Raw genomic sequence first — 21,456 nt, 5'->3', positions numbered from 1 at the left:
GGCGGGTTCGGCCGCCATTGCCGGTTTTCGCGCGGTTCGCCTCCGTCGCGCTGCTGTTATTCGCTGTGCGCGGGGCAGTCGACCGTCATGGTGGCAAAAGAGGCTTCGACGCGTGCGAGCCTTTCGGCATCGTAGCCGATGCGGTCGATTTCGGCGAGGTCGGCCTTGTCCTTTTCGCGGTCGGTTGCCGCCTTGGCGGCGCGTACCGATTCGATGGTTGCCACGCCGATGCGCGTACCGTCTTCGAGTTCGCGCATTTCGACGAAGTCGGCCTCGGCGAGGCTCTCGATCGCGGCGACGAGCAGCGCATCGTATCCGGCGAACGAGCGGTGGAGCGCGTTTCTCTGGGTGAGCTTGCCGTTCTCGATCCTGAAGGGGGCGAAGCTGACCATGACGCCGTCGGTGAGCGCATGCACGCCGTAATCCTCCCTTTTGGAATTGCATGTGATCTCCCGCGAATCGAGCGCGGCGTCGTAGAACCCCCGTGTTTGCAACCACGTGCGAACCGTCGGCATGTCTTCGTCGCGCACCGAGAAGTCGACGTCGTCATGACAACGGCCCGAAGCGTTGCCCGAGATGACCCAAGGTACCAGGCCTCCTTCGAGAAACACCTTGCCGGCGAGTTCGGGCGCGAGCAGGACCTTGAGGGCCACCGTCTTCGCATCGGTAAAGCTCGTGGTTTCCATGGGTTTCCAATCTCTCGGTTCTCGGTACTTCAAGCTCGGGTCTCTCGAGCTTTTGCTCCTGGTGCTTCGCGTGCGGCTTTGCGCTCGTTTCGGATAGGCGGCTCGCGGCGGCTCGGACGGTCGCGCTACGCGCTTTTCGGAGTGGTCAGTCTCATGAGGTAGTGCGCCTTTTCGACCACTTCGTCAATGCTGAGTTCGGGTTCGTCGAAGAGCCAGAGGCGGATGATGCCGACGAGGCCCGAGGCCACATAATGGAACAAGAACTCGACGTCCTGCTCGGCCATGTGAGGGTTCGCTCTTTCCCAATCGGCGTGGTACGCCTCGTAGAGAAACGAGATCACGCGATCGATGAAGTTCCCTTCGCCGCGGTTCTGGAATGCGGCGCGGATGAGCACGCGATGATCGGAAGCGAATGCGATGAGGGCCGGCGCCATGTCGAACACATTGGCGGGAAGCTGCTCGACATAGCGTTCGAATCCTGCGAACAGGTCGTCTTGCATGGCAAGCAGCAGGGCGAATTGGTCGGAGTAGTACTTGTAGAAGGTTTTGCGCGAGATGCCCGCATCGTCGCAGATTTCGCTTACGGTGATCTCGGATACAGGTTTGCACTCAAGGGCCCGCGAGAACGAATCGAAGAGGCATTGCTTGGTGTAGCGCTGCCGCGAGTCTTTCGGTTCGATGTACATCAGGGCTCCTCGTCGTTTTACGGTGGTCGGAAGGCTGCTGCTTTGCGCATTGGGCGATCGCCTGCCCTGTTCATTATAATCGCTTCCGCTGCACGGGCGGGCAAGGCGCTTGGCATTGCCGGAATCGTGGTTTTATCGAATGGGAATCCGTCAACGCCGCCCGGTCCTCGCGTGGGGGCGCCCGATGCTCCGCAGCAACCGCGCCTGCGCGAGCATCGTCCGCGCTTCGGCGTGAGCCGCCCAGAGCAGATACCTGAGCATGCGCTCGCGTTCGACCAGCTTGAGGACGAGCGCTGCGGGCGCAGCTCCCGAGTCGAGCCGCGTGCCGTACTCGGTGATCGAGTAGGCGTTGACTTCGAACCGTCCCGTCATGAGCATGGTAGCCGCGCAACCGAACTCGACGATCGGTTGCGCGTCCGCGACGCCCCTCGACTTCATCCGCTTGGCTTCACGGCTATTGTACGGCCTGATGGCGATATGATTCGCTCCGCTCGCGAGCGCGGTGTCGATGGTGCACTGGAGCTGGTGGGCGTCTTGACCCGGTTGGGCGAACGCGAAGTTGAGCGAAACGGTTTCGAAGGCCACTTCTTTCAATGCGGTAAGGGTCTCGGTGCAGACGGCGTTCGGCGAGACGGGGGCATCGGTTGCGCACGGCTCGGCAGCGCTCAGGTTGATGGCGATATGCGCGACCCCGGACTCTTTGAGCGTACGAAGCCGATCGGCAGTTACATCGGCCGATGCGAGTTCGAAACCCGTGCCGTTCGTAATGTCGAATCGCTCGCGAACCGACTGCATGAGGGCATCGACCTCCTGTTCGTCGAGCGCTGCGGTATTGCCCTTGATGAACAGCGTGGTGATGGTTTTCCGGGAGCCTGATTCGGCTTTGCGGAGGCGTCCGTCCGATACGCTGAAGGCGGTTCTCCAGGAAGCGGATCCTGCCGCATCGATCGCTCGGAGGATTTCGTCGAGAAGTTTGCGTTCGTCGCTCTCCCGCTGAGCGCGACTATGCGCGCCATCGTCGCATGCGCGATCGTTCAGGGGGGTGTTCGCGAAAGGAACGTGGATGTACATTCCCAGGTTGGCTGCCTCGGCGTAGTCGAAGTACGAACCCCGCTCGTGGGAAAAGCGCAGGGGTTTGATTGAGCTTAACTTGGTCGAACGTGACAGGCAGGCGTTGGCGAGCGAAGATACGGCTTTCATGGTTCCTCCCGTGATCGGTCGGGTGGTCGGTCGGTTCGGCGTCCGTGCATTGCCGATATTATAGACTTATGTTACTTAAGAAACAATAGACTATAAAAAAGAATGCAGGAGGACTCGATAGGGTGAGCTATCGCATTGTGCGCTCTTGGTTCGAAATGCGCACGGCACCGCGTTTCCATCGATGATCGGCAGGGTGAGCTGACGATACAAAAAATGCCGTCGTGAAGCGTTTTCGTTAGCCCCGGGTGTGCATTTTTGGGCACCTGAGGGCTTCCTCGGAGGCGTTCGAGAGCGCGTAAAGTTCTGATCTGGCGGTTCCGAAAGCGGGCGGAACGGCCTTCGCTGAAGCCGGGGGCGAAGGCTTCACAACGGCGTTTTTTTTGTCCTTTTTAGCGGGCATTCCGTGCAAAAGCGTTGTCGGCATCCCCGTTTGCTTGGGGGCGAATTGCGGGATTGGTATACTGCTAGAAATCTTGGAACCGTTTCGGGAACCCGTGGCTCCCGAAAAACTTTCGGCGTGGGGATTTCCTGCGTGCGATACGAAAGGCGCTGTATGGACGGCAAGGCACAAACAGGAACAACGCGCGTAGCCCTCGGAATGAGCGGCGGTGTTGACAGCGCCGTGTCGGCCGCCGTGCTCATGCGTGCGGGCTATGCGGTCGTCGGCGTTACGTGCCTGTTCGCTTCCGACGAGAAGTCGCAGGCGGCGGCCGAGGACGCAGCGGCGGTCTGCGCCCTTTTGGGCATCGAGCACGAGGTATGGGAGTGCGAAGGCGCGTTCGAGCGATCGGTCGTGCAGCCATTCGTGCGCGACTATGCCCAGGGGCTCACGCCGAGCCCCTGCGTTTCGTGCAACGCGCTCTGCAAGATGCCCCAATTGTTTGCGGCGGCCGATAGGTACGGGTGCGAAAAAGCTGCGACCGGCCATTATGCCCGCATCGCCCAATTCGAGGAAAGCGGGCGGTTTGCGGTGAAGGCGGCGCTCGACGCGTCGAAAGATCAAAGCTACATGCTCTCGCAGCTGACGCAGGCGCAGCTGGCGCGCCTCGTGCTTCCCCTGGGTGCAGCGACGAAAACGGACGTGCGCATGCTTGCGGCCGACCTCGGACTCCCGGTTGCCGATAAGCCCGAGAGCCAGGATATCTGCTTCATCGACGGCGATCACCTATCGTTTCTCGAAGAGCGGGGAGTTGCGGATGCGCCGGGTGTCATCGTCGATGCGCGGGGGCAAGCGCTCGGCCGCCATAACGGGCTTTTCCGCTATACCATCGGTCAGCGCAAGGGGATCGGCATTGCGGCGCCCGAACCGTACTACGTGATCGGCAAGCGCTTCGATCGAAACGAGCTCGTGGTCGGCTTCAAGCGCGAAACGCTTATCGGTACCGTTCGCGTCGCTCGTCCGAACTGGCAGGCGATCGAATCGCTCGACGCTCCGCTTGATTGCATGGTGAAGCTTCGCTACCGCAGCATCAAAGCCGCGTGCACGGTAACGCCGTGCGACGGGGGCTCGGTCGACGTTCGCCTGGTGAGCCCCCAGCCGACGACGGCGCCCGGCCAGCATGCGGTTTTCTACCTGGGCGAAACGGTGCTCGGCGGCGGGATGATCGAGGCGGTGGGCGACGGCTCGTAAGGCGGGCTGGGCGATGCCCGGCTCCGGCTTCGCAAGGCGCGAGGGCAACGTCTTGTCGCCCTGTCTTTTGCTGTGCGGATCGCTGTGATATGATGCGCGAAGGAATGCACGGGCAAGCGCGAGGAGGTCGCAGGACATGAAAAAGATCTTCATTATCGGCGGTATGGGCGCCGGGAAGTCGATGGCGACCAAAGCGCTCGTCGAGGAGGGATTGCCGTTCATCGACCTCGACGAAGTGGGGCATGAGGTTCTGACGCGCGATTACGTGAAGGCCGATCTGGTCGAGGCGTTCGGCGAGGATATCCTCAACGCCGAAGGCGAGGTCGACCGCCCCGCGCTCGCCGCAAAGGCGTTTGTCAACGAGATTCAGACGAGCCTGCTCAACAGCATCACGATGCCCCGTATCGAAGAGACTTTCGCCGACCGCATCGACGATCTTGCGAAGGAAAGCGAAGCGGTCGTTGTCGAATACTCCGCATTCAAGAACAGGAGCATTTCGCTTGCTGCCGATGCCGATTGCATCATCGCGGTGCTCGCTCCGCTCGACATGCGTATCGAGCGCGCCGTAGCGGCGGGGTGGGATGAGGAAGACGTCAAGCGCCGTATCGCGCGGCAGATCACCGACGCCGAGCGCATCGAGGTGGCCGACGTGGTGTTCCATAACGATTCCACTCCCGAGGATCTCAAGCGCCAGGTTGTCGAGTGGTGGGACGCCTTCAAGGCGGGAAACGCCTAGGACGAAACCGCTGGCTTTTCAGGTCGGTCGGCCGGATGGGGCCGCCGGTTCCGCGTTGCCGTTGGTTCCGAAAAGCTAACAGTTCGGTACAATCTTCACGAACATCTGTTCACTTCGCGTAGCATGTGGTACGCTAATACTCTTATGCGTACATGCGCCTGATCGACCGCGCGCGTGCGCGAAGCTTCGCGCACGGCGGCTTCGCGCGGCGCTTGTCGAATCGAACGTTTGACATGGGATCGGAGGAGCGATGGCTCACCTTTCGAATATAGATGGTATGGAGATGGCGGGCAAGCCGCAGGAGGTTCGCCTTGCCTCGACGCCGTTTCGCGCGGTGTCGCCGTTCGAGCCGGCGGGCGATCAGCCTCAGGCGATCGAGCGGCTTGCTGAAAACGTCGAAAACGGCATGCGCTACCAGACGCTTCTGGGTGTGACGGGCTCGGGTAAGACCTTCACCATGGCGAAGGTCATCGAGGCCACGCAGAAGCCAACGCTCGTCATGGCACCGAACAAGACGCTCGCGGCTCAGCTCGCTTCCGAGCTCAAGGAATTCTTCCCCGACAATTCGGTCGTGTACTTCGTCAGCTACTACGACTACTACCAGCCTGAAGCCTACGTGCCTTCGAGCGACACGTTCATCGAGAAGGACGCTTCGATCAACGAAGAGGTCGAGAAGCTGCGCCATGCGGCAACCTCGGCGTTGCTTTCGCGGCGCGACTGCATCGTGGTGGCGTCGGTGTCGTGCATCTACGGTATCGGCAGCCCGATGGACTACGCCGGCATGGCCGTGTTCGTCGACAAGGAAAAGGAGATGGATCGCGATACGGTCATCCACGACCTCATCGACATCCAGTACGACCGAAACGATTACGAGCTCAAGCGCGGTACGTTTCGCGTGCGCGGCGATAACCTCGACGTGTTCCCGCCCTACGCCGACAATCCCATCCGCATCGAGTTTTGGGGCGATGAGATCGAACGCATCGCCGAGGTCGACAACGTGACGGGCGAGGTGTTGAACGATTTCGAGGCGCTGCCGTTGTGGCCCGCGTCGCACTACGTGACGGCGCGCCCGAAGATGGACAAGGCCATCAAAACCATTGGCGAGGAACTGCGCGACCGCTTGGCCCAGTTCAAATCCGAAGGCAAGCTGCTCGAAGCGCAGCGGCTCGAAATGCGCGTCAATTACGATCTCGAGATGCTCGAGACGATGGGTTTCTGCTCGGGCATCGAGAACTATTCGCGCCATATGGACGGCCGCGATCCGGGCGAGCCCCCCTACACGCTCATCGACTACTTCCCGAAGGACTTCCTCTGCATCATCGACGAGAGCCATGTGACGGTGCCACAGATCCGCGGCATGCACGAGGGTGACCGCAGCCGCAAGATCACGCTCGCCGAGCATGGTTTCAGGCTTCCGAGCTGCCTTGACAACCGCCCCCTCCGCTTCGACGAGTTCGAGGAGCGCGTCCCGCAGTTCGTCTACGTGTCGGCGACTCCCGGCGATTACGAGGAGAAGGTATCGCAGGACAAGGTCGAGCAAATCATCCGCCCGACAGGGCTTCTCGATCCCGAGATCATCGTACGCACGTCGGCTTCGCAGATCGACGACATCATCGACGAGGCGAAGGAGCGCGCGGGGCGAGACGAGCGCGTTCTCATCACCACGCTCACGAAGAAGATGGCGGAGGATTTGACCGATCACCTCCTCGATCAGGGTGTGAAGGCCCGCTACATGCACTCCGACATCGCAACGCTCGAACGCGTCGAGATTCTTCGCGATCTGCGTCGCGGCGAGTTCGACGTGCTCGTGGGCATCAACCTGCTGCGCGAGGGCCTCGATTTGCCCGAGGTTTCGCTCGTGGCGATCCTCGATGCCGACAAGGAAGGGTTTCTGCGCAATCACCGTTCGCTCATCCAGACGATCGGCCGCGCTGCCCGTAACGTTTCGGGCCAGGTCATCATGTACGCCGACAAGATCACCGATTCGATGCGCCTCGCCATCGACGAGACGCGCCGCCGCCGCGAGATCCAGATGCAGTACAACGAGGAGCACGGCATCGAGCCGCAGACCATCCGCAAGGCCATCAACGACATCATGAGCTACGTGAAGGACGAGGTGGGCAACACCACCGCCGAGCAGGTGAACCTCGAGCTCGCGGCGCTTTCGCGCGAGGAGGTGCTGCGCATCATCTCCTCGATGGAGGACGACATGGCGTCCGCTTCCAAGAGCATGGACTTCGAGGAGGCCGCCCGCCTGCGCGACCAGGTGGTCAAGCTGCGCGCGCAGGTCGAGGGCTCGAGCGAGGACGACGTCCTCAAGCGGCTCAAGAAGGACGCCCGCAAAGGCAGCGCGTTCGGAAACCGCAAGCACGCCGCCTACGGGTCGAGCCAGCGGGCGTAGGCTAAGCTGCGTCCGAGGCGACCCTTTTCGGGAGCCCGGCGAATTCCGCCAAGAAGTAGCGTACGAGATCGGAGCGGCTCACGGTTCCCGCCAGCTTCCCGCCTGAAACGACGGGCACCTTCTTGATGTGCGGATCGGAGAGCGCGAGACAGACGTCTTCGACCGAAGCATCCGCCTCGATGCAGACGACCTTTTTCGTCGCAAGCTCCATAACGTTCGCCTTGAGCAGGTCGGGTACCCGCTCGGCCAGATCGCCCCGCTCCGCGATCGACAGGTAGGCGTACAGCGGATCCATCCGCTTGCGCTCGCCGCCGGTGAGGTAGCGCATGACGTCGCCGTCGGTGATGAAGCCGACCACCGCATCACGCGCATCGACGACGGGCACGCCGCCCGTCTGGGTCTTCACCATGGTGTCGATCGCTTCGAGCACGGTTGCGGTGTTTGCAACCCGATAGGCGTCCGACTTGCCGATCAGAGAAAGGATGGGAGCAGCCCTTGGCGTCTCGGCGCTATCCGCCATATCTTCGGTGAGTCCCGGTGCGCCTTTGTGCGCGTAGTACACTGCTACGAGGAACCCGATGATCGCGCATACCGCTGCGGCGAACACCGCGCTCGAGAACCCCGCCGCTTGCGCGAGCGTCGATGCGGCGCCCGCCTGCGATTCGGCGCCGACGCGCGTCGAGTAGATGCCGACGAACAGGGCCGGTCCGACGCAGGCGGCAATCTGGACGAACAGGTTCATGATCGTGACGCCGTTGCCGTTTTGGCTTCGGGTGAGGCTTGCGAGCCCTGCGGTCTGCGAGGGGGCGAAGACGAGCCCGACGCCCGCGTACACGAGCACCGATCCGACCAGGACGGGAACGAGGGCGGCGTTCATCGAAACGAAGGCGATGGCCACCTGTCCGATCGCTATGATGCCGAATCCGGTGGGGAGCAGCGGCCATGCGCCGATCTTGTCCATGACGCGTCCGCCGAAGATTGCGGTCACCGAGTTGACGAGGACGGGAACGAGGATGAGGAGGCCCGATACGAGAGCGGTGGCTTCAAGGGAGCCCTGGTAGTACAGGGGGAGCAGCACGCTCATCGAGAACGTGGTCATCATGGCAACGATCACGAGCGGGCAGGCGAGCGCGAAGCGCGGATTCACGAGCGGAGAAAGATCGATGAGCGGTTCGTCGAGCTTGCGCTGCCTCAGTACGAAAGCGGCGATCGTCGCTGCTCCTGCGATGAGGCCGGTGAAGCCGACGAAAACATCCGACGTGAACGACGAAAGACCGTAGACGAACGCCGTCAGGCCGATCGCTGCGAGGGCGACCGACGGGGCGTCGAGTACAGTGCGCTCGGTGTCGAGGATGCTCTTCACAGCGAAAGCGCCAACGACGACGATGACGGCGATGGCGACGGTGGGCAAGAAAAAGATCGACCTCCATCCGAGATAGGTGACCATCAGCCCCGAGATAACCGGCGCGAACGCGGGGCCGAGCGTGATGCAGCAGCTTCCGACGGAAAGGAAGGTGCCGAGCTTCTGCTTGGGCGCGATGGCGAGTACTGCGGTCATCATCAGGGGGATGAAGATGCCGGTTCCGACCGCTTGCAGCAGGCGGAATGCAAGCAGCAGGGGAAAGGTCGGCGCAACCAGGCATGCAGCCGAGCCGATAACGAGGAACGCCGATCCTGCGAAGAACAGCGTGCGAACCGAGAACCGCCGCGAAAGGTAGGCCATGCAGGCCACGATGATAGCCGTGACGATCATGTATCCGGTGACGAGCCATTGGGCGAGCGAGGAATCGACCGAGAACGCGGCGATGATGTCGACGAGTGCGACGTTCACGATGTTCTCGTTGAAGGCGGCGACGAATGCCGATGCGTAGAGAACCGCCAGCATGGGCAGCAAGTTTTTCTTATTCAATTAAGCATGATCCTTTCTACGGCTCGGCGAGGATCGAGAGTAACCGCCTCTCGCGCCGAGCTCGAACGAGCGTCTATTCTAGCGAAGAGCGGGCAGCGTTCGTAAGCGTTATTTTGTGGAGATTCGGGCGACGGCGGGCAGCGTTTGCACGGGCAGACCGGGCAGCGCAAGCGCGGGTGGGCGTTGCGGGTTTTGCTGGGCTCCGGTCGTCGCGGCAAACAATCATCGTATCGCAAACGCAGAACGCCAATAGCAATCCGCCGCTCTAAAGACTCGATCGGATGCGTATCGATGGCAGTTTGGTGGCGGATGGCTCTGGATCTGGCAGAGAATTCGACCTATGTCAAAAGATAAGGTAGTAAGTATCGCACGAGGGGGTTATTGCGATTTTGCCACCTGGTGTTTTCTTGCGGGTAGCCATATTATCAATAAAGTAAGTCATTCCTGAATTGACACAGGTCGAATTCTCTGCCAGATTAGGCGATGCCACTGTTAAGTCAGGATTGGCATGTGTCCGTTCGGAGGTTTCAAAACGTCGGCTCCCCTCAAGAGCTATGCGGAAGCGCGCCAATGGCGTTTTGGCAGCGGAAGGCCATGCGGGCCGTTAGCCTCCATCGGTCTGCGCTTGCGTGGCTCATGCCGACGGGTCGTCAGCAGTTGTGGCTAAGAGATGGCAACATTTGGTTTTCGGCCACCGAAGCGAGTGCGATAGGCGCCTGCACATCCACCCGATACCGATATTGACGACTCGTGTCTTGAGCGTGCGTTCAAGACACGAGTCGATGCGGTTAAACGTAGCTTTGCTTTCGAGCCTGTCGGGCTCAAGGGCGGCGAATGTGAGCGCTCGATATGCGTCTGCCTGCTTGCATCTGCGCTCGAAGTAGGTCGTTCGGATCGCTCTGCTTGTTCAGGCAGAGTCGGAAAGCCCGAAGAACCCGAAGAACCCGAAGAACCCGAAGAACCCGAAGAACCCGAAGAACCCGAAGAACCCGAAGAACCCGCTGATCGACGCCGCGCCGCCGATCACATCAGCGAGCCTTCGAGTTGGGCACCGCGCCGCCGACTCCTTGTCGGAAAACGGCGGCGGCGCGGAGATCTTGCCGCCGCTGCTATTCGCAGGTTTCGGCAATGCGGTTTGCGGTTCCGTCGGCCGCATCCGCACCCGGCTGTCCGTCCCCGATGCTCTCGGCAGCAGCCGTATCGAGTGCCCGGACGCTCTTGGGCAGGTAGAGCACAAGCCCCAATGCCAAACACAGGATGCCGTCGACCAGGAAGAACGGCGCGATGCCGATAGCCTCGGCGGTTACGCCGCCGATCGCCACGCCAAGCGGTGAGGCGAGGCCAATAGCCGCGGTGGTGAGGCCGAGCGCGCGGCCCATCTTCTCCTCGGGCACGTTTTTCTGCACGAGGGTGATGAGCGGGCCGTTGAACCAGGCGCACGCGACGGCCATGACGGCGCACAGTGCGACGAACACCCAGAACATGTTCGGCGTGAGCAGGCCGCATGCAGCTGTCGACGTGCCGACGATGATAGCGGCCACGGCCATGAGGCCGGCAAGGCGCTTACCGCCGCCCCACGCCATGAGGATGCCCGAGCCGACGAGCATGCCCACGCCGAACGCCGCCTCGGTGATCGATGCGGCGAAGCCGTCGCCCCCGAAGTGATCGTAGGTCATGAGCGGGAACATCGCGCCCAGAGGCCCGAACACCATCATGCCGAGCGTGATGCCCACGATCAGTATCATGAGACCGCGGTTCGCCGACAGCGCCTTCCATCCGTCTCGCATGTTGGCGAGCACGTGCTGGTTTTCCGTCGTTTCGTCGTGGATGGTCGGGATCTTTGCGAGTGCCAAGCCGAGCACGGCTACGCAGGCTCCCAAAAAGTCGAGGAACATGACCGAATAGAACCCGATAACGGTGTAGAGGAAGATGCCGAATGCCGGCGCGCCGATGCTCGCCATGCTCATGAGCAGCTGGTCGAGCGTGTTGATGCGCAGCAGGTGCTTCTCGGGCACGAGCAGCGGCATGGCCGCCATCATGGCGGGGCCGTGGAAGGCCTGGCCGATACTGCGGACGATGATCATGACGATGATGAGCCCGAACGACGCCTTTCCGAGCAGGATGAAGATGCCGAGTATGAGCGAGACCACGCCGACGCTCATGTCGGCGACGATCATGACGATCTTGCGGTTGTATTTATCGGCGATGACGCCGCCGAAGGGCGAGAGCAGCCCCTGGGGCAGATAGGCGCATATGGTTGCGGCGGCGAGCATGAGGGCGCTGCCGGTCGTCTCGGTGATGTACCACACGGCAGCATATCCTGCAGCGTAGCTCGTCACCATCGAGACGGCCTGACCCGCCCAGATGGTCGCGATAATCGCGAGCCAGCGCTTTGGCAAGGGTCGGCCCGCTGCGCTGAGTACGGTTGTCGATTCCGTCATATAATGAAACTCCTTGTTCTCGTTCGATGTTCAGTAGCGCGCTTTCAATTTCAGTGTGGGGTTGCGGGGGGAGCCTTGCCAGCTATTCCTGTTGGAATTTTCCGCAACTATCGGGTGCGGATGCGATGCAACTGTGCTGATCGGAGGCGCTCTGCCGCCACGGAAGTTCCGATTGCGCCCCATGATGGGCAGGCGCAGGGCAAGTGAAGCGATAGAACCGAAACAGTGCAAGGTGATTCGCATCCGCATGCCGAAGCACGCGTGATGTCGCGGACAAGTCTCTCGTACCCTAGCGGGTTAAAGAAACATGTGATGAATCCCTGCCATAATCTCCTCGGTTCCTCTCAGATCGATGCGAGGCTGGCATCTCGATTGCCGCCGTCGATCCGTAAACGGCCTTGAGTTTACCATGAGAAGGGAAGACGATCGACAGTTAATTGCGCAGCACGCGAGAAAAAGCGGAGAAACGGAAAACATACGGCATTGCGGAGAAAAATGGAAAGCTTGCTTTACATTGCATGAAGAGCTGTCTATACTATATGGAAAGCTAGCTTTACATTTTAGCCATAAGGTGCATTCGAGCCCGCATCTGCCGAGAGAGGTGCGAGGCGGTGTTCGAGTGGAACCGCGCATTCTAGGAGGATCCCGATGGCCACTGCAACGAAAAGTCGGACGACATCGGTCGTAACGCTGTCAATTGGGTTTTTGTGCCTGCTCGTCACGGTGGCGCTCGGTCTCAACATCGGCGGCGCTGCCGATATGTTCCCTACGGCGGGCAAGGCGGTGTGGGGCTTCGGCGGCTGCGCGGTTGCGCTTTTGATCTGCAGCATCGCATCGTGGCTCCATAAACCGACGTCAAGCGAGCTGGTGAGCGAAGCCGACGAGCGCAACATCGCCATACGGTCCCAAGCCGCCGAGAAGGCGTTTACGCTGCTTTCGGTGCTCGTGCCTATCGGGGTGCTCGCCTTGTTCGTCTCCGATCAGCTGAGTGTTGCCGGCGTGTTGATCATGATCGGTCTTGAAGTGGTTGCGTTTCTCGGCTACCTGTTGTGGATTGCAAAGATACAGCGAAGCATGTAGCGTTTCATACGCGCAGGAACGCACGGGTCTGAAACGGGCGAAGCCCGACTGGCGTTTGAGGGAACGCGCCGGTCGGGCTTCGCTGAAGAAAAGCGGGTACGGTCGGGTGATCGTTATTCCCAGGGTGAGAGCGCCGTGGCGTTCATCCCGGCGATGTAGGAGAAGGCGAATCCGGGGCCGAGCGTGCCGCCCGCGCCGTTGTAGAACAGGCCGGGCCCGCCGATGCCGGCGTTGTTGCCCGAGGCGTACAGGCGCGGGATGACTTCGCCCGTGACGCTGATGACCTCGGCCTTCTCGTTTACCTTCAAACCGCCCTTCGTGCACATCGGGTACGGCTCGCAGATGACGCAGTAGAACGGGCCCGCCTCGATGGGGGCGAGGCACGATTCGGGTCGCGAGGTGCCGCCCTGATCCCATTTCGTCTCGCCGCGATGGAGTTCGGGATCGACGCCTTGCGCAGCGTACTCGTTGTACGACTGGATGGTTTTGAGGGCGGTTTCGCGAGCGTAGGCATCGCGGAAAGGAATCTGGTCGAGCAGTGCCTCGAGGGTGTCGGCCTGGTAGGCCACCCAGGAGCATACGTCGCCGTTTGCGTCGCGCATGGTCGAGTTTTCAGCATCGGCGACGGTGGAGTCGCAGATGTAGAACGCGGGGATGTTCGTCCAGCTCGTTCCGTAGGTTGCACCCTCTTCGTCACCCGAGAGGCCCAGATCGCGGCCCCAGAAGCCATGCCAGAGCGAGTCGTAGTCGACGGCCTCGTCCATGAAGCGGCGCCCGAACTTGTTGAGCACGCACGATCCAGCCTTGCACATCAGGCCGTAGAACGTGCCGAGTCCGAAATCGTTGTATTCGGTGGGGGCGTCGCACCACTCGTGATAGGGCATGTCGGCAGGGTCGACGCAGACGACCTGGCCCCATGCATAGGACATGAGGTCGAGGTCGGCACCGACCGCCTGCCCCATGAGGATGCCCTCGCCCTTGCACGTGGCAACTTCCATCGTGCGGTTTGCGGGGATCTCCATGTACTGGCGCTTCATGTCGTCGTTCCAGCCGAAGCCGCCGGCGCCGAGGATGACCGCCTTCGACGCCTTGATGCTGACCGTTTTGCCGTTCTTGGTCTCGGCTTGCAGGCCGATGACCTCGGCGGTGCCATCATCGGTCGTGCGGGTGATCAGGCGCTTGGCGGTTGTGTTGGTGAGGATCTCTCCGCCGTACTTCTCGACGATGCCGTTGGCGAGGGGGTCGGTGACGAACGCGCCCGACGAGGTCGTGCCGAAGGCCCCGGTCATCTGACCGGCTTCGGTCGACTGCTTGCCGACGGGAGCGATGGTGCGCACCTGATCTTTTGCTCCGGGGAACACGTCGTAGTGATAGTCGATGCGGGGGCTGATCTCCCAGGACAAGTCGGCGGTTTCGGCGAGGAAGTCGATGGCTTCAGGCCCGTAGGTCAGAAACGCCTCGAGGATTTCGGGAGTCGATTTGCCGGCTGCGGTGGCCGTGATGTAGGCGAGCGCATCGTCGCGGTCGTCGAGGTTGTCGGCCATCGCCGTCGAGTTGAGCGGCATCCACGTCTGGCCGTTCGATGTGGCCGTCGTGCCGCCGGTTTTGTCGGCGGCTTCGATGATGATCACGCGATCGCCCTCGGCGGCAGCCTTGCCCGCACCGGTGAGCACGGTGCCCGACCCGACGACGGCCACGTCGCATTCGTAGTCCCATGACTCGGGTACGCCGACGGCGGCGTTTGCGGTTGCTCCCTGCGGAGCGCAGCCCGCAAGCGATGCCCCCGCTGCAGCTGCGGCGGCTACGCCGAGCGCTCCGAGAAACCCGCGGCGCGTCAGGCCCGCGGCGGTTTGGCCCTGCTCGGTTTTCATTACGTTTTCCATGATGGTCTCCTTGACTGACGGCGAGCGCCCAAGCGGTCTATGCGCGCTTGCCGTACAACCCCTCGTGTTCCCTCAAAACATCGATCGGACCCCGTGTCCGATCCGCCCCGCTTGGCGGCTGCTATCGTAGGGCGGTAAGGGGGCGGGGAGAATGGCCTGTATGGGGGTATTTGCTGAAACATTTGGTTGAACAGGAAAAACTTAATTATTATCACCCTGATCGGGTAATTGGCGATCGAGCCGAACGACATGAAAAGGTAATGCTATAATCGGCTCGAATCGTCGGGCCGGGGTGCGACAGGAGGCAGGATGGGCCGCGTTCTTCAAACGGTGAAGTCGACGGCGGACGACCTCAAGCGGGGCGGCATGATCGTCGTTCTCGGGTACATGATGTACGTCGCATGGGATTCGATGGAGCGGGACCGGTATCTGACGGCGTACCAGGGTGCTGGGGAGATACCCATCCTGTGGTCGCCGGCCTTCCTTACGGTCGCCCTGCTGTGCGCGTTGGCGGCGTTTCTCGCTCACAAAGGCATCGTGCGGACGCTCTACCTCAAGCCGCTCTGCATCGCAGTGCCGATTATCGGATCGGTGTCGAGCATCGTCTTGTGCCTGCAGCGCCTAGCGGGAGAAACGCCGAACCCCTGCCTTATCGCGACGTTCGGCTTGAGCATCGCGTGGTTCATTCTCGTGTGGGCGGAGCGGTTCGGCGCCATAGGGGGTTGGCGGACGTTTTCCATCGTGCTCGTGGCCGATGCCGTATCGGCGGTCGTACAGTACGTGTGCGTTCAGACCATGGGGTCTGCGGCTTTACTGGTTACCACGGCGCTGCTGCCAGTGCTCGCCGCTGTCTTGCTGCATTTCGCTCCGTATCGCGAGAGCGCTCGGGAGCTGAAGGGCAAATCCCCGACGTTCGCTTGGACGTGGGTTCTCGCGGTGGCGGTGGCGGCGTTCGGCGTCATGTACTTCATGCTCCGAAGCGTACTGTACACCCATTCCTACACGTTCATCAATGCGGCGATTGTTCCCGCCGGGTCGCTCTGCGCCCTTGCAGTGCTGTTCTGCCTTGCGGTGTTTCTGCCCCATGGGGATCGCTTTGCCAACCTGTTCATTCCCGGAGCGATTGCCATCGCCACGCTCATGTTCGTGTTCGCCATGGTGCTCACGCCGTTTCTCCATGCCGATGCGGTATGGAGCGTGCTCGTCGTCATGGGCAACCGTTTCGGGTTCGTCGCGCTTATCGTGGGTTTGGCCGAACTATCCCATCGGCAGAACGTCTTGCCCGTTTCGGTGTACGGGGTCGGTTTCGCTGCGCTGTATGCGGGGTATGCGGCAGGCGGCTTCGTCGGCGTGTATCTCGCCCAGTATGCCGAAAGCGTTACCGGCCTGCTGATCGGTTGCTCGATCCTCTCGCTTCTGTGCATCGGCCTTTCGTTCGCATGGATATTCCGCGAGCGTGCGGGTGAGGGCATAGCGAGGGTTGAGGGGGAGAAGGGATCGGCTGCCGCGCAATCGGAACCCTCGTCGTTCGATGGGTTCTTCGATGCGGCCATCGCCCAGGTGCAGCAGGAGTTCGAGCTGTCGCCGCGCGAAGCGGAGGTGCTCTCTCTCATGGCGCGGGGACGGACCGGTCCCTATATATCGGAAACGCTGTTTATCTCGCAGAACACGACCAAGAAGCACATCCAGCACATCTACCGTAAACTCGACATCCATTCGAACCAGGAGGCGATCGACTTGGTCGAGGCGCGTTGTCGCTTGCTCGGAAAGGCGTAATCGCTGTCGACGCCGACGGGCTGGCCGCCAGTCTTGGATGCGCTGCTGCAATGGCTCTGGGCGGCAGCCGCGCTCTTCTCGCTCGCGGCGCGATCGGTCTGGAGCCGAGCGTCCTGAGCGCATAAGCTCGAAGCCGAATGCTCGAAGGCGAAGAGCCGAAGCCCTCCGCCTTCGAACCTGTTTCGGTACGGCCCCGAAGCCGCTATGCGAGCGCGTACTCCGGCTCGGTTTCGTGCTCGTGAATGTCGGTCTTGGGCTTTTCGAGCCCCTCGATCACGATTCCCTCGCGTTCGGCGTAATCCCAGAGCGCGGCATGAATCGCCTCTTCGGCGAGCAGCGAGCAGTGCACCTTTACGGGCGGCAGGCCGTCGAGTGCTTCCATGACCGCCTTGTTCGTGACCTCGAGCGCTTCTTGGATCGTCTTGCCCTTGACGAGCTCGGTGGCCATCGAAGAGGTGGCGATGGCGGCGCCGCACCCGAAGGTCTTGAACTTCACGTCGCGGATGCGGCGGTTGTCGTCGATATCGAGGTATACGCGCATGATATCGCCGCACTGGGCGTTGCCGACGGTTCCGCATCCGCTGCAGTTCTCTATCTCGCCGACGTTTCTCGGGTTGGTGAAGTGGTCCATTACTTTTTCGCTATAGGCAAAAGCCATGATCGGCTCCTTCCGGTTTCTTTGCTTGCAGGTCTGTCGCCGTTCGCGCGACGGCTCGGTTTCTAACTTGCCTTTTTCTGGTCTTTGAGGAAGTCCTCGTACAGCGGGCTCATGGCGCGGAGGTTCTCGATCGTGCCCTTGAGCGCGTCGATCGTGTAGTCGACGTCCTCGCGGGTGGTGTCGCGTCCGAGTGTGAGGCGCAGCGACCCGTGCGCGATCTCGTGGGGCAACCCGATGGCCAGCAGCACGTGGCTCGGGTCGAGCGATCCCGAGGTGCAGGCCGATCCGCTCGAAGCGCTGACGCCCTTGAACGCGAGCTGCAGAAGCATGCCCTCGCCCTCGATGAACTCGAACGAGAAGTTCACGTTGTTGGGCAGGCGCTCGCGCCTGTGGCCGTTCAGGCGGCTGTGCGGAATTTCGCGTTCGATCCGCTCGATGGCGTAATCGCGCAGTTCGCACAGCCGTGCGGCCTCTTCTGCCTGCTCGGCTAACGCGAGCTCGGTCGCCTTGGCGAATCCGACGATGCCCGCGACGTTCTCGGTGCCCGCGCGAAGCCCGCGCTCCTGCTGGCCGCCGTGGATGAACGCCTTGCTTCGAACGCCTTTTCTCATGTAGAGGAGCCCCGTGCCCTTCGGCCCGTAGATCTTGTGGGCCGAAGCCGACAGCATGTCGATGCCCATTTCCTTGACGTCGATGGGCAGATGCCCGAACGCCTGAACCGCATCGGTATGGAAGAGCGCGCCGTGGGCGTGGGCGATCTTCGCAAGCTCGGCGAGGGGCTCGACGGTGCCGATCTCGTTGTTGGCGAACATGATCGAGACGAGGATCGTGTCAGGCCTCATGGCCGCTTCGAGCGCGGCGGGGGAGACGATGCCGAACTCGTCGACCGGCACATACGTGATCTCGAAGCCGCGTTTCTCGAGGTATTCGGCCGTATGGAGGATCGCGTGGTGCTCTATCGCGCTCGTGACGATGTGGCGGCCTTTGGACTCGTATGCCTCAGCCGTCGCGATGAGCGCCCAGTTGTCCGATTCGCTGCCGCCCGAAGTGAAGTACACCTCGCGATCATCGGCGTTGATGGCCTGCGCAACGGTGCGGCGCGCTTCGGCGAGCGTTGCGGCCGCCTCTTCCCCGAGGGGATAGATCGAGCTCGCATTGCCGTATGCTTCGGTGAGGTGCGGCATCATCGCTTCGAGGGCTTCGGGGCGCATCTGCGTGGTGGCCGCGTTGTCGAGATATATCTGCTTCATGGTGAATGCTCCTTGGTGCTATTTCGGCTCGATCATGGATAGGTAGCGCTCTCCGGTATCGGGCAGTACGACGACGATGGTCTTGCCTGCGAACTCGGGCCTTCGGGCAAGCGCGCGGGCGGCTGCCGTAGCGGCGCCCGACGAGATGCCCGCAAGCACCCCGAGGTTGCGGGAGAGCTCGGCTTGGACGGCGAACGCCTCGGCGGTGGGAATGCGGACGACCTCGTCGTATATCGCGGTGTCGAGCGTGTCGGGTATGAAGCCCGCGCCGATGCCCTGGATCTTGTGCGGTCCCGATTGCCCGCCCGAAAGCACGGGCGACTCGTCGGGTTCGACGGCCGCGATGAAGAGATCGGGATTCTTGTTCTTCAGGAACGCGCCCGCGCCCGAGATCGTGCCGCCGGTGCCGACGCCCGCGACGAGCACGTCGACGTTGCCGTCGGTGTCGCGCCAGATTTCGGGTCCGGTCGTTTCGAAGTGGACGCGCGGATTGGCGGGGTTCTCGAACTGCCGCGGCATGAATGCTGCAGGGTCTTCGCCGAGCAGTTCTTCCGCTTTCGCGATGGCGCCGGGCATGCCCTTCGCGCCTTCGGTCAGCACGAGTTCGGCGCCGTATGCCGCCAAGAGCTTCCTGCGCTCGATGCTCATGGTTTCGGGCATGACGAGTGTGAGGCCGTAGCCCCTGGCTGCGGCGAGCATGGCAAGGCCGATGCCGGTATTGCCGCTTGTGGGTTCGATGATGCGTCCGCCGGGGGCGATAAGGCCCTCGGCCTCGGCGTCGTCGAGCATCGCTTTGGCGATGCGATCCTTAACGCTTCCGCCGGGGTTGGCGGCTTCGAATTTGCCGAGTATTCGTGCGAGCTCCTGCTCGCCCGCAATGCCCGATATATCGAGTAGGGGGGTGTTGCCGATCAGGTTGTCGATGTTCCGTGCGTACATGGTGTGCTCCTCGTCGTTCGTCTTACGTCACCATAATTCCCAGTAATATACTAGGAATAAGATACTCGCAATAGTGGAAAAGTCAAGATATGTTGCCGAATGGTCGAAAAAACATAGTAATATAGTAGGAAATAGGCCCACGCGACGAGAATTCGAAGCCACATATGTGCTTTGTGCCCCTGCGGCGGTTTGCGGCGGGTACAATGAAGGCTGCTTTACCATGCTCGCCGAACCGACCGTATGATTGAGCTCATCGGTTTTCGGGCGTCAAGAAGTATTTCTAATCCGGATCAGACGATGGGGTACCGCAATGATGATTTCGACCAAAGGACGCTATGCCTTGCGCTTGATGATCGACGTCGCCGAACAGGGCGACGGCGCTCGCGTGCCGCTGCGCGAGGTCGCCGAGCGTCAATCCATCTCTATCAAGTACCTTGAGCAGCTTGCAGGAAGTCTGGTGCGCGCCGGCTTGCTGAAGAGCACGCGCGGCGCACGGGGCGGATATGTGCTCACGCGGCCCGCTGCCGAGATGACCGCAGGCGACGTGCTGCGAGCCGCCGAGGGCAGCTGCGCTCCGGTTGCATGCCTCGAGGATGATTTCGGGGTATGCCCGCGCAGGGGCGAGTGCAACACCATATCGTTTTGGGAAGGTCTCGATCAAACGATCGAGCAGTACGTCGATGGCGTATCGCTTGCCGATCTGGTGAACAAGCCCGATTGTGCGATGTAGCGGCTCGGTGCTTTACGAGCGCCTGTCTGCATCCCCGCCGTATTCGGGCTGCAGGATGGCGTCGAGTATCTTGTCGCGGTTGAGCAATTCGGAGGAGATTGCTTTCTCCATGAGCTTTTCAAGCGTTTCGGCGAGGTCGACGGCGCAGAACAGGCGGTGTTTCGACAGGCGGGATATCTCGCGGACTATTCCTGCTTCCGTGAGCTCTTTCATGGCGTTGTTGGTCGCTGAAAAACCCCGTCCGATTTTTTCTGACGCAATTGCAATGGTGAGGCAGGGCCATCCGAGGAATAGCTTGGCGAGCGTGAGCGTTGCTGAATCGCTCCGCGTCTTGCTGAGGCTTTTCTGCCATCTCTGCCAATAGGCGGCAAGGATGCTTTGGCAAAGGTAGGCGGTCTTCACGGCCATTTCAGCGCAATAGGAACTGTGTCGGAAATCCGTTTGCACACTCGTTTCGGAAGTCTTACTGTTGACGAGACCTTCCATGTTCGAAACGAGCGATTGAACGTGGCGTGTGACGTTTCGCGCCGGGCCGATGGCGAGTGGAGCGATGCTGCTGGTAAGGACTCCTCGCCGGTAGAAGACCAGATGGGAAAAAACTCGTTCGTATGCATCGAGGTTTCCCTCGTAGGGCTTGATCAGCTGCAGCTGGGCATGAGAGATTTCAGCTTGCGCCGAGGGGGTTAATATGTTTGCGTTCAAAAGGTCGATATAGTCGTCGATGAGCGCATCCTTCGCAGGCGTTTGTCGCCTGCTTTCGGCGGATTCCGCTTTCCTGCGGATCGCTCTTCGCTCGCGAGGATCGAGGGATTCCGGATTTGCGATGGCTTCGATCTCGTTTTCGTTGTACAGATCGCGGATCGTTTCGAAGATGCCCGAATCGATGACGGTGTCTTTCGCGATGTTGCGCGCGACCCAATCGACGGTTCGCATGTAGCGGTAGGAAACGGTGGCGCCCGAGGCGTCTTCGAGCCCCAGTTTGTTCGCGAGGCGGTAGAGCCTCGTGCAGTCGTCGTCGGTGAACGGGGTGTTGAGAATGGCGGCCTCCAGCTTAAGGAGGTCGAGGTATTTCACGCGTCTCCCATCGATGCTCACGGACGAAAGCGCCTCGACACGCAACAGCTGCTGCCTGGTTTCGCTCATGAGCTGGCTTTGGGATGCAAGTGCGTCGAACCTCACCAAGTCCATTTCTGAAGAAGAGAGAAGACCTGCGGTATAGCCGTCGATGCAGATCGATTCGTATCGGGATAAGCTGCGCATTTCCATTGGCTCCCCCTAAGACAAGTGCATGCGAGCATGGTTGTTCGTTCCGCTTGGATCATTATATTGTCATTTAGGGTAACAAGCTACAACATTGCAGGTTAGGGTCTCTTCCTGCAATTCAAAGCGCAAGGTCATCATTATTTCCATCTTGCTATAAATGAATTCCCTGTTCAAGACGATATGCTCCG

General features: G+C 61.1%; 16 protein-coding genes. 6 read left to right on the top strand and 10 right to left on the bottom strand.

Features of this window, described 5'->3' with window-relative positions; all coding sequences use genetic code 11:
• Window positions 1-56: 56 nt before the first annotated feature.
• The 3 genes from MWL89_RS13005 to MWL89_RS12995 form a co-directional block, all read right to left on the bottom strand.
• Window positions 57-686 carry a hypothetical protein gene (locus MWL89_RS13005; RefSeq protein WP_244386538.1) on the bottom strand — a complete coding sequence of 210 codons (630 nt, stop codon included), beginning with the start codon at window positions 684-686 and terminating at the stop codon, window positions 57-59.
• 125 nt (window positions 687-811) lie between these two features.
• A complete protein-coding gene (locus tag MWL89_RS13000) occupies window positions 812-1,372 on the bottom strand; it encodes a TetR/AcrR family transcriptional regulator (RefSeq protein ID WP_244386536.1) in 561 nt (186 codons plus the stop codon).
• 150 nt (window positions 1,373-1,522) lie between these two features.
• Complete coding sequence (locus tag MWL89_RS12995) at window positions 1,523-2,572, bottom strand: hypothetical protein (protein ID WP_244386534.1); 1,050 nt, start codon at window positions 2,570-2,572, stop codon at window positions 1,523-1,525.
• Between the two features lie 553 nt (window positions 2,573-3,125).
• On the opposite strand from MWL89_RS12995, the gene mnmA reads away from it, so the two are divergent.
• From mnmA to uvrB, 3 genes are all read left to right on the top strand, one after another.
• Window positions 3,126-4,202, top strand: a complete 1,077-nt coding sequence (gene mnmA, locus MWL89_RS12990; protein WP_244386532.1) for a tRNA 2-thiouridine(34) synthase MnmA — start codon at window positions 3,126-3,128, stop codon at window positions 4,200-4,202.
• A gap of 136 nt (window positions 4,203-4,338) precedes the next feature.
• Window positions 4,339-4,938: a dephospho-CoA kinase gene (gene coaE / locus MWL89_RS12985; RefSeq protein ID WP_102379769.1), complete on the top strand. Its 600-nt coding sequence runs from the start codon at window positions 4,339-4,341 to the stop codon at window positions 4,936-4,938.
• Window positions 4,939-5,188: 250 nt separating this feature from the next.
• Window positions 5,189-7,339 (top strand): excinuclease ABC subunit UvrB, encoded by a 2,151-nt coding sequence (uvrB, locus tag MWL89_RS12980; RefSeq protein ID WP_279611924.1) that lies wholly within the window; start codon window positions 5,189-5,191, stop codon window positions 7,337-7,339.
• A gap of 1 nt (window position 7,340) precedes the next feature.
• Here the strand turns inward: uvrB and MWL89_RS12975 are convergent, their stop codons facing one another.
• Together MWL89_RS12975 and MWL89_RS12970 are read right to left on the bottom strand one after the other, a co-directional pair.
• Window positions 7,341-9,248: an MFS transporter gene (locus MWL89_RS12975; RefSeq protein ID WP_244386530.1), complete on the bottom strand. Its 1,908-nt coding sequence runs from the start codon at window positions 9,246-9,248 to the stop codon at window positions 7,341-7,343.
• A 1,109-nt stretch (window positions 9,249-10,357) separates the two neighbouring features.
• Window positions 10,358-11,689 (bottom strand): MFS transporter, encoded by a 1,332-nt coding sequence (locus tag MWL89_RS12970; RefSeq protein WP_244386528.1) that lies wholly within the window; start codon window positions 11,687-11,689, stop codon window positions 10,358-10,360.
• A 648-nt stretch (window positions 11,690-12,337) separates the two neighbouring features.
• Here MWL89_RS12970 and MWL89_RS12965 point away from each other — a divergent pair.
• Entirely contained in the window at window positions 12,338-12,769 is a 432-nt protein-coding gene (locus MWL89_RS12965) for a hypothetical protein (protein WP_244386526.1), read from the top strand.
• Between the two features lie 113 nt (window positions 12,770-12,882).
• On the opposite strand, the gene MWL89_RS12960 is transcribed toward MWL89_RS12965, so the two are convergent.
• Window positions 12,883-14,652 carry an FAD-dependent oxidoreductase gene (locus tag MWL89_RS12960; protein ID WP_244386524.1) on the bottom strand — a complete coding sequence of 590 codons (1,770 nt, stop codon included), beginning with the start codon at window positions 14,650-14,652 and terminating at the stop codon, window positions 12,883-12,885.
• 309 nt (window positions 14,653-14,961) lie between these two features.
• On the opposite strand from MWL89_RS12960, the gene MWL89_RS12955 reads away from it, so the two are divergent.
• On the top strand, window positions 14,962-16,428 hold the full coding sequence (locus MWL89_RS12955; RefSeq protein ID WP_102379761.1) for a helix-turn-helix transcriptional regulator: 1,467 nt from the start codon (window positions 14,962-14,964) through the stop codon (window positions 16,426-16,428).
• A 202-nt stretch (window positions 16,429-16,630) separates the two neighbouring features.
• Here the strand turns inward: MWL89_RS12955 and nifU are convergent, their stop codons facing one another.
• From nifU to cysK, 3 genes are all read right to left on the bottom strand, one after another.
• Window positions 16,631-17,086 carry a Fe-S cluster assembly scaffold protein NifU gene (nifU, locus tag MWL89_RS12950; RefSeq protein ID WP_102379760.1) on the bottom strand — a complete coding sequence of 152 codons (456 nt, stop codon included), beginning with the start codon at window positions 17,084-17,086 and terminating at the stop codon, window positions 16,631-16,633.
• A gap of 62 nt (window positions 17,087-17,148) precedes the next feature.
• Entirely contained in the window at window positions 17,149-18,336 is a 1,188-nt protein-coding gene (nifS, locus tag MWL89_RS12945) for a cysteine desulfurase NifS (protein WP_244386522.1), read from the bottom strand.
• A gap of 18 nt (window positions 18,337-18,354) precedes the next feature.
• A complete protein-coding gene (cysK, locus tag MWL89_RS12940) occupies window positions 18,355-19,275 on the bottom strand; it encodes a cysteine synthase A (protein ID WP_244386518.1) in 921 nt (306 codons plus the stop codon).
• A gap of 310 nt (window positions 19,276-19,585) precedes the next feature.
• Here cysK and MWL89_RS12935 point away from each other — a divergent pair, with 310 nt between their 5' ends.
• On the top strand, window positions 19,586-20,005 hold the full coding sequence (locus tag MWL89_RS12935; protein WP_102379757.1) for an RrF2 family transcriptional regulator: 420 nt from the start codon (window positions 19,586-19,588) through the stop codon (window positions 20,003-20,005).
• Between the two features lie 12 nt (window positions 20,006-20,017).
• Here the strand turns inward: MWL89_RS12935 and MWL89_RS12930 are convergent, their stop codons facing one another.
• Entirely contained in the window at window positions 20,018-21,271 is a 1,254-nt protein-coding gene (locus MWL89_RS12930; protein WP_244386516.1) for a hypothetical protein, read from the bottom strand.
• Window positions 21,272-21,456: the final 185 nt, after the last annotated feature.

The sequence above is a fragment of the Raoultibacter timonensis genome (assembly GCF_022845715.1).
GTDB classification, from domain to species: domain Bacteria; phylum Actinomycetota; class Coriobacteriia; order Coriobacteriales; family Eggerthellaceae; genus Raoultibacter; species Raoultibacter timonensis.
This window is presented reverse-complemented; position numbering and strand designations above follow the sequence as displayed.

Bases quoted from the DNA above. Each gene is read 5' to 3' on its own strand.
- MWL89_RS12965 (WP_244386526.1), top strand. From the start codon at position 12,338: ATGGCCACTGCAACGAAAAGTCGGACGACATCGGTCGTAACGCTGTCA.
- mnmA (WP_244386532.1), top strand. From the start codon at position 3,126: ATGGACGGCAAGGCACAAACAGGAACAACGCGCGTAGCCCTCGGAATG.
- MWL89_RS12930 (WP_244386516.1), bottom strand. From the start codon at position 21,271: ATGGAAATGCGCAGCTTATCCCGATACGAATCGATCTGCATCGACGGC.
- nifU (WP_102379760.1), bottom strand. From the start codon at position 17,086: ATGGCTTTTGCCTATAGCGAAAAAGTAATGGACCACTTCACCAACCCG.
- MWL89_RS13000 (WP_244386536.1), bottom strand. From the start codon at position 1,372: ATGTACATCGAACCGAAAGACTCGCGGCAGCGCTACACCAAGCAATGC.
- MWL89_RS12970 (WP_244386528.1), bottom strand. From the start codon at position 11,689: ATGACGGAATCGACAACCGTACTCAGCGCAGCGGGCCGACCCTTGCCA.
- nifS (WP_244386522.1), bottom strand. From the start codon at position 18,336: ATGAAGCAGATATATCTCGACAACGCGGCCACCACGCAGATGCGCCCC.
- MWL89_RS12935 (WP_102379757.1), top strand. From the start codon at position 19,586: ATGATGATTTCGACCAAAGGACGCTATGCCTTGCGCTTGATGATCGAC.
- uvrB (WP_279611924.1), top strand. From the start codon at position 5,189: ATGGCTCACCTTTCGAATATAGATGGTATGGAGATGGCGGGCAAGCCG.
- MWL89_RS12960 (WP_244386524.1), bottom strand. From the start codon at position 14,652: ATGGAAAACGTAATGAAAACCGAGCAGGGCCAAACCGCCGCGGGCCTG.
- coaE (WP_102379769.1), top strand. From the start codon at position 4,339: ATGAAAAAGATCTTCATTATCGGCGGTATGGGCGCCGGGAAGTCGATG.
- MWL89_RS13005 (WP_244386538.1), bottom strand. From the start codon at position 686: ATGGAAACCACGAGCTTTACCGATGCGAAGACGGTGGCCCTCAAGGTC.
- MWL89_RS12955 (WP_102379761.1), top strand. From the start codon at position 14,962: ATGGGCCGCGTTCTTCAAACGGTGAAGTCGACGGCGGACGACCTCAAG.
- cysK (WP_244386518.1), bottom strand. From the start codon at position 19,275: ATGTACGCACGGAACATCGACAACCTGATCGGCAACACCCCCCTACTC.
- MWL89_RS12995 (WP_244386534.1), bottom strand. From the start codon at position 2,572: ATGAAAGCCGTATCTTCGCTCGCCAACGCCTGCCTGTCACGTTCGACC.